Origin of the sequence: Sorangium sp. So ce448, assembly GCF_051520915.1 — a bacterium.
Lineage (GTDB): Bacteria > Myxococcota_A > Polyangia > Polyangiales > Polyangiaceae > Sorangium > Sorangium cellulosum_B.
In genome coordinates this window covers 4,576,612-4,590,263 of the sequence record NZ_CP150343.1, presented here as the reverse complement: position 1 = coordinate 4,590,263, position 13,652 = coordinate 4,576,612, and the positions used below count along the sequence as shown (strand labels likewise).

Genomic DNA, 13,652 nt, shown 5'->3' with positions numbered 1-13,652 from the left:
AGCATCCGGTTCACGGCCGCCCCTCGGGTGATCGCCATTCGGAGGGCGCGCCGGCGATCTCGTGCGGGCGTTCCACTCGGATTCGCTCAGATGGGTGCCTCGTCCAGGGCCGCCTCCGCGATCTCGTCGGAATACAGCTCCGCAAGCGCGGCGAAGCCAGGCTGACACGCGTCCATCAACGCCCGGCGCTCTCCGGGGGCGAGCTCGCTGAAGCGCGAGCGCGCCGGACGCACGATGCCCGCCATGCGCTCGATCCAGGCGTCATCGGCGTCGACGCCGATGAACTCCATCAGGCGAGCGATGGTCGGGCGCGGCGCTCGACCGAAGTCCTCGTAACGAAGCGTCAAGAGCCGCCCGGGTGCGACGCCCGAGAGCTCGTCGAGCCCAGTGACGATCTCGCCGGACCAGTAATGACCGCACAGCGGCAGCGGCGTCTCGTAGCGCAGGAAGGCCTCGCGATCGAAGCGCTCGGGCAAGAACGGGAGCAGCTCCTCGGGCACGTCGTCCACGTACGCGCGGTCCCTCGATTCCCACGGGTCGACGCCGAGGATCTCGGTCAGCTGAACCGCGATCAACGCCATGCGAAACCCGAGGTGACGGCTCATCGAGATTGCGCAGGTGCGGCCGTCGCGCACCAGATGCACGAAGCGAGCGTCGGGGAAATTCTTGAGCAGCCGGCGAACCAGCCGCAGCGACCCCCCGGAACGCTCGACCCACGTTCGCTTGCCGAAGCGGTGAGCGAGAAACCCGAACACCTGCTGATAGTGCTGGCCGACCGCCGCCGTCGGCAGGGTGGCGACGAAGCGCTCGAGGTCGTCGAGCAGCGCCTCTGGCTCGTCGCACAGGTGCGGAAGCGCGGTCTCCAGGATGGCCGGCACACCCGGTACGCCGCCGAAACATGGGAGCGCCGCCGGCCGATACAGCACCTCGTCCATCATGACGTCGTGGCGCCGCATCGTCGCCAGCTTGGGCTGGATGCCCGCGAGGATCCGCCAGAGCGCGTCCGCGCCGATCGGAGGGTCGGGGAAGCACGGGGAGATCCGTCCACCGAGGTCGGTGGCCAGCGAGAAGAACTCGGAGATGCTCAGCAGGTCCGGATGCCGGCGCACGAGGTTCGACAGCATGGTCGACCCACAACGCCCCGTCCCCACGATGAAGAGCGGCCCTGTCGCGCTCATGTCAGCGTGCCACCGGGAGGTTCTTGCGGGTCTCTTCGAGGACCTGAAAGTACCACTGGCAGAGCGCCACGAGGGGCACCTCCGCGTACGCAAAACGCTCGCCCCCTCGGAGCGCCGCGTCCGTCCGGATTCGCTCGAAATGCTTGTGACCGATGATGTACGAGCCGTAGAAGTCCATCCGCTTGTCGAGCTGCTGATCGAGCCACGAGAGGTCGTCACGCCGGTCGATGAAGATGGGCGCGTGCATACCGAGCAGCTCGAACATCGCGCGCACCGTCGCGCCGGTCTTCCATGGGAATGGATGCGTCAGATGAAACACACCCGCGCATGCGTCCTGGAGGGCGATCGCGACGGCCTCCTGGACGACCGCATCGACCGGAACGAGGTTCAGGTCGCCATCCGGGTCGACCCTCATCCGCACGGGGGACCTCGAGAGCAAGCCCTTCTGGGTGCGCTCGATCATCCCGCGGAACTGCACGAGCTGGCGAAAGAAACCATAACAGCCCGAAAACGAGGTCGCCCCGAGCGTGTGGCTATGCCCCACAACGATGCTGGGGCGAAAGATACGAACGCGCCCGTTCGCCCAGGATGCGACGAGCGTCTCGGCGTCGATCTTGCTTTGCTCGTAGTGGTTGTTGGTCGCGTTGCCGCGGCTCTGCACCTCGGGGATCACCCCCGTCGCTCGCCCCGCAACATACGCCGTGCTGATGTAATTGAACGTCCCCGCCCCGAGCTGCTCCGCGAGGGCGAGGACGCGGCGGGTGCCTTCGACGTTGGTCGCCCTGATGACGTCCACGTGACGGTCCTCGTATTGGAGCGATGCGGCGGCATGCCACACCTGCGCGACGCGAACATCGATCGGCTCGCGGATGCCGCACTCTTGCTCGACGACGTCACCGGCGACGACACGGCACCTGTCGAGCTTCGCGAGCACATCGGTCGCTTCGTAGAGGGTTGCAGCATGGTGGATGGACCGGCGGAACCTCTCGACGGCTCCGGTGTCGCCGGGTCGGACCAGCGTCACGATGTCGTCATCGGTCCGCCGCAGCAGCTCCAGGACGAGCGCGGCGCCGACAAACCCGGTCGCCCCGGTCACGAGATGCGCTTTCTTCATGGCGGAGAGGGAGCGTATCGCGTGGCCAAGGCGACCGGAAGGGCCCTTCCCCTCAGGCCGTCATCGCGCTCTGGGCCGCTTCGTCCGGGCTCCCTGCCAGGAGCAACCTCGACGCCGGCCGCACGATCTCCTCGATCACGCGCGCGGCCGCCTCGCCGCGCGCCGCGGCGCCGAAGCGCCCGTGCGCCGCGAGCTGCGCACTTCCTGCGCTGTCGCCTCCCTCGATCTCCGCGCGCCCGAGCCCCGCGAACACCTCTTCCACCGCCGCCCGCACCCGCTCGCCGCCCGCGCGGATCGCCCACGCCACCGTGCCCCACGCGAGCTCCGCGTGCCGCGCCTCGTCCGCGGCGATGATCGCGAGCGCGCTCCGCACCGCCGGGTCCTCCGCTGCGCCGAGCTCCTCGGCCGCGACAACCGCCGCGATGGTCTCGCCGATGCAGCCCTCCCTCGCGGCGCGCGCTGCGATCGACGCGAGGTCTGCCTCGACCTCCACCCGCCCGTCGAAGGGAAACGCGCCCGGCGCGATCGCCTCGCCCGCATAGGCGCTCGCGAGGGCGAAGCAGAGGCGCGCGTGGCGGGCCTCGTCGAGCGCCGCGCGGTGCGCCTCCTCCACGAGATCGGCCGGCGCGCCCGCGGCGAGCAGCTCGAGCGCGAAGCGGCCGAACGAGGCCACGGACGCGTGCTCGAAGAGCGCGTCGCGCGTCCACGCCGCGGCAAGCGCCGCCCGCACATCGGCGGTGAGATGATCGATCCGCGGCGCGACGGCCTCCGGCGCGCCCCACCCGGCGCTGCCGCGGGCGCGGACGAACGGCGCTGTCCGCGCCGCCTCCTCGACGAGGTACGGGCGCCCCTCACACATGGGGATGAAATACGTCTCATAGCAGCACTGGCCGTCCTGCAAGGCTCCATCGCTCTTGACGCTGTGCGATCCGAAGCCGGTATGATTGAGGATCTCCTGCCCTTCCGACCGCGAGGGGCACGCGACAGGCTCGCTCCCGCCGGCACCTCCGCCGCCCCCGGCTCCCCCCTCGCCGCCAGCATCTCCGAGGCTGCTCGCATCGTCCTGCGGCCACGCGAAGCAGGCCACCTTGGAGACGGGCTCGGGATCCTCGGGACAGCTGCTGTAGGTAGTGGTGCAGCCGGCCGCGCCCGCCGCAGCGGGGAGCGCGAGCAGGGCGAAGAGGCGATGGGCGAGCGTGCGGCGGAAGGTATGTGCGGTATTCATCGGGGACCTCGTTGATGAAGAGCAGGGCTCGACGCGCTTGCACGGCGCATGCCTCCGCGAATTCAGGCTCAATTCGAGCCCTCCGCGCCGGCGGAGTATGGTCGGGCGGTCATGGAAGACGCGCAGCTTTACGCCCTCTCGCGGATAGGGCACGTCCCCTTCCATGGAGGAGCCTCAAAATCCGACCGACGCGCAGCCCCCCGCCCCCGAGCCCGAACCGCCGGAGTCGCTCGAGGCGCTCGTGCCGAAGCGCAGGCTCTGGCCGGTCTTCGCGGTGCTCGGCCTCGTGATCGCGGCGGCGGGCCTCCTCGCCTTCCGCTCGATGACGGCGACCGATCCGCTGCGCATCCTCGTGGCGATCGATCTCGACGGGTACTGGTGGGAAGGTTCGCAGCCCGCGGCGAGGCTCGCCGACGAGCTCGGCGAGCACCTCGCGGAGCTCGGGTTCGATCCCGTGAAGGGCGGCGATCCGAAGGTGATGAAGGCGCTGGAGAGCGCCAAGGACCCGAAGGAGGCCGCGAAGGCGCTCGGCGCCGGCTTCATCGTCGAGGCGCGCCTCGCGCCCGAGATCGTGGAGCACCCCATCAAGGAGGGTTACTTCGAGCTCCGGGTCGACGCGCCGGTGACGCTCACGTTCCTCGACAAGGGCACGTCGACCGAGGGGCGGATCCGCGGCTACTCCGGGGCGCCGAAGAAGGACCGCGCGATGGCGCTGCTCGCGAACTCCATGGCGTCGCAGGCGCTCGACGCGGTGATCGCGCAGCTCATGGACCACCCCTCGGTGCGCGAGATCACGGAGGGATCGGACATCAAGCTGCTGGAGCGGCTGGCGTCGGCGCGCAGGTTCGTGAAGGACCGCGCCGCGAACCTCGACCGGGCCGCCGGCGCGTACGCCGCCCGCGCGAAGGAGATCGAGGCCGAGGAGCAGGGGCGCGTGACCTTCCTGTCGCCCCAGGCGGCGGAGGACCTGCTCGTGGGCACGGCCGAGGGCGGCTATTTCGTCAAGACGGCCGATGTCTCGGTGTTCCACTCGGTGAGGTCCAGGGACCTCGCCCGCAGCGAAGCGCTGGAGACGGTCGAGTGGCGGCCGCTCGATCGGCCGGCCGTCCCCACGACGGATCCCGGCGCGGTCAAGCCGATGTGGAGGGGTTATCACGTGTACTCGTATCCGTCGTCGCAGCGCGACGGCGACCGGGTCGCGCTGGTGGAGGACTTCTTCGGCTGGGCCAAGACGATCACGGTCGTCGACCGATCCGGGCAGAGCAAGCGCGTGCGCGTCGATCCGGAGCACCGCTTCGTCGACCCGAAGCTCGCCCCCGGCGGCAGGTTCGTGGCGGTCTACGATCGCCCGGAGGCGGGCGCGCAAGCCGATCTGATGGTGCTCGACACCGACGGCGGCAAGGAGGTGTTCGGCTTCCACACCGAGAACCAGTCGCTCGGCGGGTTCGCGTGGCTCGACGAGACGAGGCTCGCGTTCGTCTACGTGCCCGACGCGTCGGAGGGCGACGCGCCGCACCTCGCGGTGGTCGACGTGACCAAGCAGCCGCTGTCGATCGAGCGCCCGTTCCGCGCGAAGCCCGGGGAGGACCTGCGCAACCCGGCGGCATCGAGCGACGGGACGAAGATCGTGTGCGTCGTCGACGGCGACGAGCCGGGGATCGCGGTCATCGACACGGCGACGTGGCGCCGGAAGGTGTACGCGGCCCCGGGCGGCGCTTCGTGGCCCGCGTTCTCGCCCGACGCCGCGCGCGTCGCGTTCGAGACGCGGGGCGCGGGCGGCACGGACATCGCGGTGCTGGCGCTCTCCACGGGCGAGATCAAGAAGCTGACCGTGGGCTCCGCGACGGAGCGGGTGCCGCGGTTCTCCGCCGACGGAAAGCGCGTGCTGTTCGAGGTGCGGTACCGCGACCCGGTGTTCCCGCAGAAGCGGTCGATCTCGCGCATCGCGAGCGCGGCGGTCGAGCCGTGAGCGCGCCTCTCCTCCCGCCGCAGCACGGCGCCGGCGCCCCGCAGAACGCAGGCGCCCCGCCGCAAAACATCGGCGCCCCGCCGCAGCACGCCGGCGCCCCGCCGCAGCACGCCGCCGCTCCTCCCGGCGAGGAGAGCGCCGCGACCGCGATGTTCTACCGCATGTCGGCCGAGCGCCTCCGCGCGCGCTGCCTGTGGAGCGGCCTCGCGCTCGCGCTGTCGGCGCTGGTGCCGTACGAGGTCGCCTACGGCCACGGGATTTTCGTGTGGAGCGTGCTCCCCGAGCTCGCGCCCGCCGCCCAGGTCGCCGCGCTCGCGCCCGCGATCGCCGGCCTGTGGCTGCTCTTCCTCGGCGCGCGCACCGAGCGGCGCGCGGGCCTGCTCGTCGAGCGGCCGACGTCGCGCGCCATCGCCGTGCTCGCCGCGTTCGTGGCCGTGAACGTCGCCGTGTGGATCGGCCGCCGGAGCTCCGCGTGGGACATGCTGCCGCTGCCGGACAGCCTGGTGACGCGGCCGGCCCCGTTCCTCGCGGTCTTCGCGTTCACCGCGGCGGGCGTTGTGCTCCGCTTCCACGCCCGGGCGCGCAGGGGCGGCAGCGCGCTGCTCATCGCGTCGCTCGCCGCGGCGCTCGTCTTCTACCTCTGGCCATCGCGCGGCGAGATCCCCGCGCAGACGATCGCGCGCGCGGCCGTGCTCGTCGCGACGCTGCCCGACGCCCGCTTCCAGCTCGGCTACGGCATGGTCCTGCTCTTCGTGCTCGGCCCGCTCGCGATCGCCCTGCTGGGCCTCGCCTACGTGCGCCGCGTCCCCCGGCGCGAGCACCCGGGCCTCGCGATCGCGGCCGTGTGGGCCATGCCCGGCCTCATGCTGCTCTTCGTGTACCGCGCGTTCCTCTCGGGCGGCTGGGGCGTCGAGGCGGGCACCGTCGCCTTCTTCGCGCTCCTGCTCGCCGCGGTCGTGGCGGTGCTCGCCTCCGCGATCGAGGTGCTCGCGCTCGGCGTGATGGTGCCCGAAGCCGAGCTGGAGCCAGGCGTCGGGGCCAGCTCGGGCGGCGCCCGGCCGATCGTGGCGGCAGGCGCGGCCGCGGCCTCGGTCGCCGCGCTGCTGGGGGCCCTGCTCGTGCTCGGCCGCCCCGCGCCGAAGGGCGTCGACTGGAGGCTCGGCGCGCCCACGGCCGAATGGGACAAGGTGTACGGCGAGCTCTTGCCGAGCTGGGAGCGCGTGCGCATCGCCCGCGACGCGCACGCGCGCGGCGGACGCGCGCAGGGCACGGGCGCGGAGGCGCAGGTGCTGACCAGGGCGCGCAGCCGCGAGATGCTCGCGCTCGCCAGGGCGCAGCCCGACGGTAAGGACGTCGCCGCGGCGCTCGCGACGCTGGCCGCTCAGGTGGACGATCTCGAGCTCTCCGGCCGCGCGTTCGGCCGGCTCGTCGCCGAGGCCAACGACGCGGCGCGACGCGCCGGGCTCGGGTACTACCTCGACGCGGCCGTCAATCTCGGTGTCTCGGCCGACGGCGCCACGCGGCGCTTCTACACAACGCCTTACCGGGTCAAGGAGGTCCACGCCTACCGCGTCGGCCGCGACCGCTTCGCGACGCTCCTCGTGGAGCCGATGACGGGCGAGCGCCGTGTCCACCTCGGCTTCTCGCGCGACCAGGATCCCTTCGCGCTCGTCCTCGGCTCCGAGGTCCGGTCCTACGCCGAGCGGTTCGATCAGGAGGGCGCGACGTGCCACGCGGCGGCGGACGGCGGGGCCAACGCTCACGCCGGCGCCCTCGCGCGCTGCGACGCCGCGCTCGCGAAGCTGCGCGAGCGCCTGGGCTCCACGCTCGAGCGGGCCGTGCTCGCCGGCACCGAGCGGCACGAGCTCCAGCACCAGATCGACGGCCCTCACCTGCCCCTCTCGCCCGCGGTGACCGAGCTGCTCGCCGGCTTCTCCGACGAGGCGCAGGGCCGCGTGAGCCGCGAGCTCTCCGCGTACATCGCCGAGATGACGGCCGGCGACGCGCCGCCGCAGCTCACGCTCGTGCACCTGTTCCCCTTCGGCGTCGTGGCGCGCGGCGGCGCCGAGCACCGGGTGGCCACGCTCGTCCTCGAGACGCTCTCCGGGAAGAAGCTGCGCTTCGGCGCGCGGGAGGTCGATCCCGAGACGTACGCGCAGGCGTTCGAGGAGCAGGTCCGCCGCGGCGACGACGAGCTGCGCGAGGCCGCGCGGCGGGGCTACCGTGAGCACTTCGGGGTGGATCTGCAGGAGCCCGTGCGGGAGTGACCGCCCCGCTCGCCTGGAAGCGCCGCCGTGGCAGCCGGCCCCGCTCGCCTGCGCGCCTCAGCGCAGGACGCGCGTCTCGCGTGCCGCCGACAGCGCCGCGCCGCCGGCCCACGGCTCCATCCGGTCTCCCAGCGAGGCGCGCACCTTCGCGACCTCGTCCCGCGTGATGGCGGGCGCGCTGTTCCCCCAGCTCGACCGGACATAGGTGAGCACCAGCGCGACGTCCTCGTCCGACAGCGTGACGCCGAGGTTGGGCATCACGTCGTTGTAGAGCGCACCGTTCACCTCCATCGGGCCGGCGGCGCCGAGCAGCGTGATCCGGATCGGCGTCTCCTTGTCCTCGAGCAGCCATGACGAGCCGGTGAGGGGCGGATAGCGGCCCGGCTTCCCCTCCCCCCTGGCCTGGTGACAGTTGGCGCACGAGCGATAATAGATCTTGCCGCCCTGGGCGAGGTCCTCGGCCGGGACGCCGGACGCCGCCACGCCGCCCGTCGGCGTCCGGGCGTCCAGCTTCCGGAGGACCATCCACGGCAGCGCGAGCACGCCGAAGGCCACGATCAGCATGATCACCACGACGTGCGCCGTGCTCTGCGCTCCGTCTCGAGCGTCGTCGCGCTTGCTTGTTGGACCCACGGGGTGCTCCTCCGCCGCAGGTGAAGCGCACACGTCCGCGGCCGTCAAGGATCCCCTGGCGCCCGCGGACGCGCCTCGGCTCGGCGCGACTACGCGGTCGCCGTGGCCACGGCGACCGCGGCGCTCTCGCTCCTCGCGGCGGGGGCGCGCGCCGCCTTCTTGCGGGTGACGCTGCGCCGGCCGTCGATGCTGACGGGCGCGTCCCCGTCCACCGTCACGCGGCGCACCACGCGGACCTGATCGCCGTAGTCGTTGATCGCGTAGTGCTGCGTGGCGCGGTTGTCCCAGACCGCCACGTCGCCCGCGGCCCAGCGCCAGCGCACGGTGTTCTCGAGGCGCGTGACGTGCTCCTGGAGCACCTGGAAGAGGTGCGTCGAGTCGTGGGACGAGACGCCGAGCAGCCGCTTGACGAAGTGGCCGAGCACGAGCGACCTCTCCCCGGTCTCCGGGTGGACGCGCACGACGGGGTGCTCGGTCTCGTACACGGTCGACGTGAACACCTCCTGGTAGCGCCGCACGTCGTCCGCCGACGAGTTCGGCTTCCGCGCCTGGTAGTCGTACTCGTTGCTGTGGACCGCCCACAGCGTGTCCGCGAGCGCGCGCAGCGCGGGCGGCAGATCCTGGTACGCGGCGACCGTGTTGGCCCAGACGGTGTCGCCACCGTACGCCGGGATCACGAGCGCCCGGAGGATCGAGGCCCTCGGGTAGGCGTCCACGAACGTGACGTCGGTGTGCCAGGAGTTCGCGCGCCCGCCCTCCCGCGAGTCGAGCTCGTGGATGGTTTCGGTGCCATTGACCACGGGCACCGTCGGGTGCGCCACGGGCTTGGCGCCGAACAGCGTGGTGAGCGCCTCCTGCGAGCCGTCGTCGAGGTGGTGCTGGCCCCTGAAGAAGATGACCTTGTATCGCAGCCAGGCTTTCCGGATCTCGCTCACGGTGGCGGCGTCGAGATCGCCGCTGAGGCGCACGCCGCGCACCTCCGCGCCGATCCGGCCAGCGACGGGGACGATCTCGAGGACGTTGTTGCTCTGGTTCTGTGTAGCGCTCATGCGGAATTCTCCTCGTGGCAGAGAAAGCGAAAAGGGTGCTGGGATGGCGTCGCGGTGTGGTGGTCGGCTATCGACCTGTCAGCTTCTGCTGGGCGATCTCCACGCGCAGCGGCAGCGGGTCGATCCCGAGCACCTTCCCTGTCGGCCCGACGAGGCCCGCCACGTGCTCTGCGAGCAGCCCGGTGCCGCTGCCGACGTCGAGCACGTGATCGCCGGGGCGGACGCCGAGCCCCACGATCAGCCGCTTTCCATGGCGGAACTGCCGATCGGCGCTGCGCACCTCGTAGTCCTGCGCGAGCTGGGGCGTATCGAAGACGAGACTGAGACCACTCATGCGACGGCTCCGTGAAAAGGTTGTTCTCTGGCGCGCTGGGCGGGGTGACGGCCCGGGCGGCGCACCACCGCGGGCCCGGGCGGCGCACCGCCGAGCGCGCCCTCCGGGCCGGGTCGCTGCTCCGACGCGCGTCGTCGTCGTCGGCGGCGTATCGCACGCGCCGTGCCAGGCATTTCCACGCGCTTCGGCCGGACTCCGCGCGCCAGGTGCTGCGTCACGAGCACGCGGTCAGCAGCGCCTGCTGCCGAGGCCGCACCGCGGCGCGAGCATGGCGCCGGAGCGGCGCACGAGCGCGGCGGACAGGCCATGCCGGGTGTCCAAGCCGTGTGAACGATCCGGCGCTGGACGCGCGGTGTACAGCAAGAGTGGACCATTCGATAGGTTCACCTTTTCAGAGGGCGCCCTGCCCTCATCGCGCTCCGTCGGCTCCACCGCTCCTGTCCGGTCGATCGTCGATTGATCGACGTTCACATCCCTGCAAAGGACGACGGGTGACCGGATGAAGCGCGCGGCGCGGGGGCGATGCGCGATGCGCGCATGGCGAAGGTGTGACTCCACGCTCCCAAGCGCTCCTCTCCTGTGGCAGACTGAGCGCATGCTTTTTCATGTCGTGAGGAACGGTTCACTCGTCGGCGCGCTGCTGTTCGCGGCGGGATGCAGCTCGGGCGGCGGGCAGGCGCAGCCCGAGGGCGAAGGGGGGTCGGGCGCCACGGTGGGCAGCGGCGGATCGGGCGCGCAAACGAGCGGCGCAGGCGGCGCAGGCAGCGCGGGTGGCGCGAGCTGCGCAGAGTTCGCGATGCCCACCGACGTGGACTGCGCTGCGCCGCTCGACGGCGTGCTGCCGGTGGATCTGCGCTGTACGGGGCTCTACGGGAACTTCGATCAGCGCGAGCTCGCGTGCGGTGTGCTCGAGTACAAGCCTGCCGTGGAGCTCTGGAGCGACGGCGCCAGGAAGCGGCGCTTCGTGTCGATTCCGAAAGGGCAGCAGGTGGACACGACCAATCCGGACGCGTTCATCTACCCCGAGGGGACGCAGTTCTGGAAGGAGTTCAGCGTGACGGGCGCGGGCGGCGCGCAGCGGCTCGCGGAGACTCGCCTCCTGCGCAAGACGGCCGCCGGCTGGGTCTACACGAGCTATGTGTGGTCCGAGGACGAGAAGCAGGCGATCCAGATGCAGAACGACTTCGGCGTGGAAGATCTCTACGGCACCGGCCACACGGTGCCGAACCGCGATCAGTGCCAGGAGTGCCACGTCGGACGCGCCGATTACGTCCTCGGCTGGGACGCGCTGATGCTCGGCACTGGCGCCCAGGGGATCTCGGCCGAGACGCTGGTCGAGCTCGGCGTGATCGCGGACGCGAGCAATCTCGCCCTCACGATTCCTGGCAACGAGGTGGAGCGCCAGGCGCTCGGCTACCTTCACGCCAACTGCGGCGTGAGCTGTCACAACGACCTCCCCGAATCGGCGGCCCACGATACGGGCCTGTACCTGCGGCTCGAGGCGGGCGAGCTCGGCGAAGTGATGGCCACGGACGCCGCCCGGACGGGCATCAACAAGCGCCCCGCGGAGAACGCGAAGTATGAGGGCCTCACAAACCCCGATCCCGCCAACTGGTACGACATCCGGCCGGGGGACCCGTCGCGCAGCTTGCTTGTCGCCCGCCAGGTGCTCCGCGGCTTCGAAGGGCAGATGCCGCGCATCGGGACGCACAAGGTCGACGAGACGGGCGTGGAGGTGGTCTCGCGCTGGATCCAGGAGATGAAGGAAACCTACCCGTCGCCTGGACCCTAGTACCTCGGGTCAGAGATCCTGCCAGGGACCGGCGTCGCGAGGGGAGAAAGAGTTCAACGCAAAGGCGCCAAGTCGCAAAGCCGCAAAACTGCGCAAGATCTGTCTTTTGCGGCTTTGCGACTTTGCGGCTTTGCGTTGAAATCTCTCCCCAGATCGCTGGCCGGACTTCTGGCTGGCGGAACTAGAGAGCAACGGGATCGATGTGCGGGATGCCAGGAGGGAGGCGGAGCGCCCTGGGCACTTCTGACGCCTGAGGGGGCGGGCCGGAGGGCGCTGACGGCGCCCCCCCCGAGCCCCGAATGTCGTGAGACCGGCGGCTCGGATTCCCGCCGACCTCACGCGTTCGCCAGGCTCACGTCGGTCCCGGGGCGCCGTCCGCGATCCATTTACGCAAGATCTCGAGCTGCGCCGGGGTGACGGTCGGCCCCCCCGTGCTGGGCGGCATCACGCCCGAGATGCACTGCGCCGTGGAGGACTCCTGGCACCCCGCGGCTTCCGCCTTGCCGGCGGCCTTGAGGTAGAGCCAGCTGTGGTCGGGGTCGCCCGGGACCACGAGCTTGAACTGGCCGCCGTCGCGGGAGGGCACGTTGACCAGACCGTCGACGATCTCCTTGGAGCTGAGGCGGCCACCGAGCGACAGCCCCGCGTTGGGGCCCGACTCGGCGTGGCAGCCGCTGCACAGGTTCGTCGCGCTCTCGAAGATGGGCCGAACCTTCTCGTGGAAGTACCCGGACTCCACCGGCAAAGGCGCATTGGGATCCCTGACATCCTCGGGGTCCAGGTTCTCCTTGATGATCTTGATCTCGGTATCCATCTCGCGGCACTGCGCGACGAGATCGTCCTTCAGCTTCTGATCCGTCGGCAACAACCCCTTGGCGCGCCGGTACTTCTCCCACACGTTGTCGATCCAGCCGTGGAGCTTCCAGAACATGTAGTTGTCGATGTTCGCGCTGGTGTTGTTCACACCGTGCGTCGTGTTGCCCGGCCGCGCCCACTTGGCGTGCAGAACGAAGTGGAGCCCCACCCACGGCATGTTGGTCGCGCCCGCCAGCTTCTGCCCCACGTTGCACTGAAGCCAGAAGCCGAGCTCGCCTTCGTCCTTGAACCGCGCGAGGTTCTCGGGCTTGTCGATCTCATCGCCGATTTTCCCGGCTTCGAGGGCGGCCGCGTCCCAGTTCTTCCACGCGGAGCGCCACTGGGACGGCACATCCTCCGCCTTGGTCGGGAACTTGGTGAAGCCCGTGAACTGCTCTTTATGGTTGGGCCAGAGCTGCTGCAACGCCTGGATCATGTGGCGGTGAAACACAAGGAACTGATAGCCGTCGCCGGCGCTCTGACAGTTCTGATCCTTCGGGACCAGCTGCTTGAAGTTGCAGATGCCCACCTTGCTTCCGGCGCCCCCGAAGTTGCAGGCGCGGATCGCGTGCCACTCGACGTGAGCGTCCTGCCACTTGTTTTCATACATCCAGTCCAGGACCTGGGGCTGCACCGTCGTATCGACGATGTCCGGACTGTTGTTGCCGGGCGGGAAGAACTCCGCCGGGCCATCCTTCATGGTGGGATCCGAGTCGCTCGGATGGGGCATGTACCCGCTCACGCAGTGGTCGTACGCAGGATGGTCGTCCGGACCGCCGCCGACACCGGCGCCTCCGGTGCCCGAGCCCGAGCCTGAGCCCGAATCCGCGCCCGTGCTCGCTTGCGAGCCCGCCCCCGTGCCGGCGCCCGAACCTGAGTTCACGCTCGATTGCGAGCCCGCGCCGCCCGTCCCGCCCGTCGCGTCGGGTCCTCCCGCGCCGCCCTCCGACGCGCCGCTCAACGAGTTGCCATCGTCACCGGCGCACGCGCCGAGCAACAACGCCGCCAGCGCGGCGAGCGTCGCCAGGCCCCGCCGGGATGTACGGAGGTCGGTCGCAGAACCCTGGTGCAGGTCGATAAATCGCATGTCGCTCTCTCAGGCGCTCAGGCCGTTAGGCTCAGTCCGTCAGGCGCAACCCGCCTCACCGCGAGCAGGTAACACCACTGTACCAGCGTCACGCGAACTTCGTCAACGGTGTTAACGAATGTACTGTGCTCGTGTATTTATAAACCTTG

Annotated in this window: 10 protein-coding genes; 3 read left to right on the top strand and 7 right to left on the bottom strand. The window is 70.6% G+C overall.

The window, feature by feature from the left end; genetic code table 11:
• Positions 1 to 86: 86 nt before the first annotated feature.
• The 3 genes from WMF45_RS17450 to WMF45_RS17440 are packed head-to-tail and all read right to left on the bottom strand — an operon-like array spanning position 87 to position 3,517.
• On the bottom strand, positions 87 to 1,178 hold the full coding sequence (locus WMF45_RS17450) for a sulfotransferase (protein WP_437718005.1): 1,092 nt from the start codon (positions 1,176 to 1,178) through the stop codon (positions 87 to 89).
• A 1-nt stretch (position 1,179) separates the two neighbouring features.
• Positions 1,180 to 2,292, bottom strand: coding sequence for an SDR family oxidoreductase (locus WMF45_RS17445; RefSeq protein ID WP_437718004.1), 1,113 nt, complete (start codon positions 2,290 to 2,292; stop codon positions 1,180 to 1,182).
• A gap of 52 nt (positions 2,293 to 2,344) precedes the next feature.
• On the bottom strand, positions 2,345 to 3,517 hold the full coding sequence (locus tag WMF45_RS17440) for a ferritin-like domain-containing protein (RefSeq protein ID WP_437718003.1): 1,173 nt from the start codon (positions 3,515 to 3,517) through the stop codon (positions 2,345 to 2,347).
• Between the two features lie 163 nt (positions 3,518 to 3,680).
• Between WMF45_RS17440 and WMF45_RS17435 the strand changes: the two genes are divergently transcribed.
• Together WMF45_RS17435 and WMF45_RS17430 are read left to right on the top strand one after the other, a co-directional pair.
• Positions 3,681 to 5,486: a hypothetical protein gene (locus WMF45_RS17435; RefSeq protein WP_437718002.1), complete on the top strand. Its 1,806-nt coding sequence runs from the start codon at positions 3,681 to 3,683 to the stop codon at positions 5,484 to 5,486.
• Positions 5,483 to 7,753 (top strand): hypothetical protein, encoded by a 2,271-nt coding sequence (locus WMF45_RS17430; protein ID WP_437718001.1) that lies wholly within the window; start codon positions 5,483 to 5,485, stop codon positions 7,751 to 7,753. Before WMF45_RS17435 ends, WMF45_RS17430 begins: the two co-directional genes overlap by 4 nt.
• 57 nt (positions 7,754 to 7,810) lie before the next feature.
• Here the strand turns inward: WMF45_RS17430 and WMF45_RS17425 are convergent, their stop codons facing one another.
• The 3 genes from WMF45_RS17425 to WMF45_RS17415 form a co-directional block, all read right to left on the bottom strand.
• Positions 7,811 to 8,386, bottom strand: a complete 576-nt coding sequence (locus WMF45_RS17425) for a c-type cytochrome (RefSeq protein ID WP_437718000.1) — start codon at positions 8,384 to 8,386, stop codon at positions 7,811 to 7,813.
• 89 nt (positions 8,387 to 8,475) lie between these two features.
• Entirely contained in the window at positions 8,476 to 9,435 is a 960-nt protein-coding gene (locus WMF45_RS17420) for a TauD/TfdA dioxygenase family protein (RefSeq protein ID WP_437717999.1), read from the bottom strand.
• Positions 9,436 to 9,502: 67 nt separating this feature from the next.
• Positions 9,503 to 9,769, bottom strand: a complete 267-nt coding sequence (locus tag WMF45_RS17415; protein ID WP_437717998.1) for a methyltransferase domain-containing protein — start codon at positions 9,767 to 9,769, stop codon at positions 9,503 to 9,505.
• 595 nt (positions 9,770 to 10,364) lie between these two features.
• Between WMF45_RS17415 and WMF45_RS17410 the strand changes: the two genes are divergently transcribed.
• Complete coding sequence (locus tag WMF45_RS17410) at positions 10,365 to 11,561, top strand: hypothetical protein (RefSeq protein WP_437717997.1); 1,197 nt, start codon at positions 10,365 to 10,367, stop codon at positions 11,559 to 11,561.
• A 352-nt stretch (positions 11,562 to 11,913) separates the two neighbouring features.
• Here the strand turns inward: WMF45_RS17410 and WMF45_RS17405 are convergent, their stop codons facing one another.
• Positions 11,914 to 13,503 carry a hypothetical protein gene (locus tag WMF45_RS17405; protein ID WP_437717996.1) on the bottom strand — a complete coding sequence of 530 codons (1,590 nt, stop codon included), beginning with the start codon at positions 13,501 to 13,503 and terminating at the stop codon, positions 11,914 to 11,916.
• Between the last annotated feature and the right edge of the window lie 149 nt (positions 13,504 to 13,652).

What these genes read in the sequence shown, in the direction of transcription:
- WMF45_RS17420 (WP_437717999.1), bottom strand. Translation starts at nt 9,435, where the DNA reads ATGAGCGCTACACAGAACCAGAGCAACAACGTCCTCGAGATCGTCCCC.
- WMF45_RS17450 (WP_437718005.1), bottom strand. Translation starts at nt 1,178, where the DNA reads ATGAGCGCGACAGGGCCGCTCTTCATCGTGGGGACGGGGCGTTGTGGG.
- WMF45_RS17435 (WP_437718002.1), top strand. Translation starts at nt 3,681, where the DNA reads ATGGAGGAGCCTCAAAATCCGACCGACGCGCAGCCCCCCGCCCCCGAG.
- WMF45_RS17410 (WP_437717997.1), top strand. Translation starts at nt 10,365, where the DNA reads ATGCTTTTTCATGTCGTGAGGAACGGTTCACTCGTCGGCGCGCTGCTG.
- WMF45_RS17415 (WP_437717998.1), bottom strand. Translation starts at nt 9,769, where the DNA reads ATGAGTGGTCTCAGTCTCGTCTTCGATACGCCCCAGCTCGCGCAGGAC.
- WMF45_RS17405 (WP_437717996.1), bottom strand. Translation starts at nt 13,503, where the DNA reads ATGCGATTTATCGACCTGCACCAGGGTTCTGCGACCGACCTCCGTACA.
- WMF45_RS17445 (WP_437718004.1), bottom strand. Translation starts at nt 2,292, where the DNA reads ATGAAGAAAGCGCATCTCGTGACCGGGGCGACCGGGTTTGTCGGCGCC.
- WMF45_RS17440 (WP_437718003.1), bottom strand. Translation starts at nt 3,517, where the DNA reads ATGAATACCGCACATACCTTCCGCCGCACGCTCGCCCATCGCCTCTTC.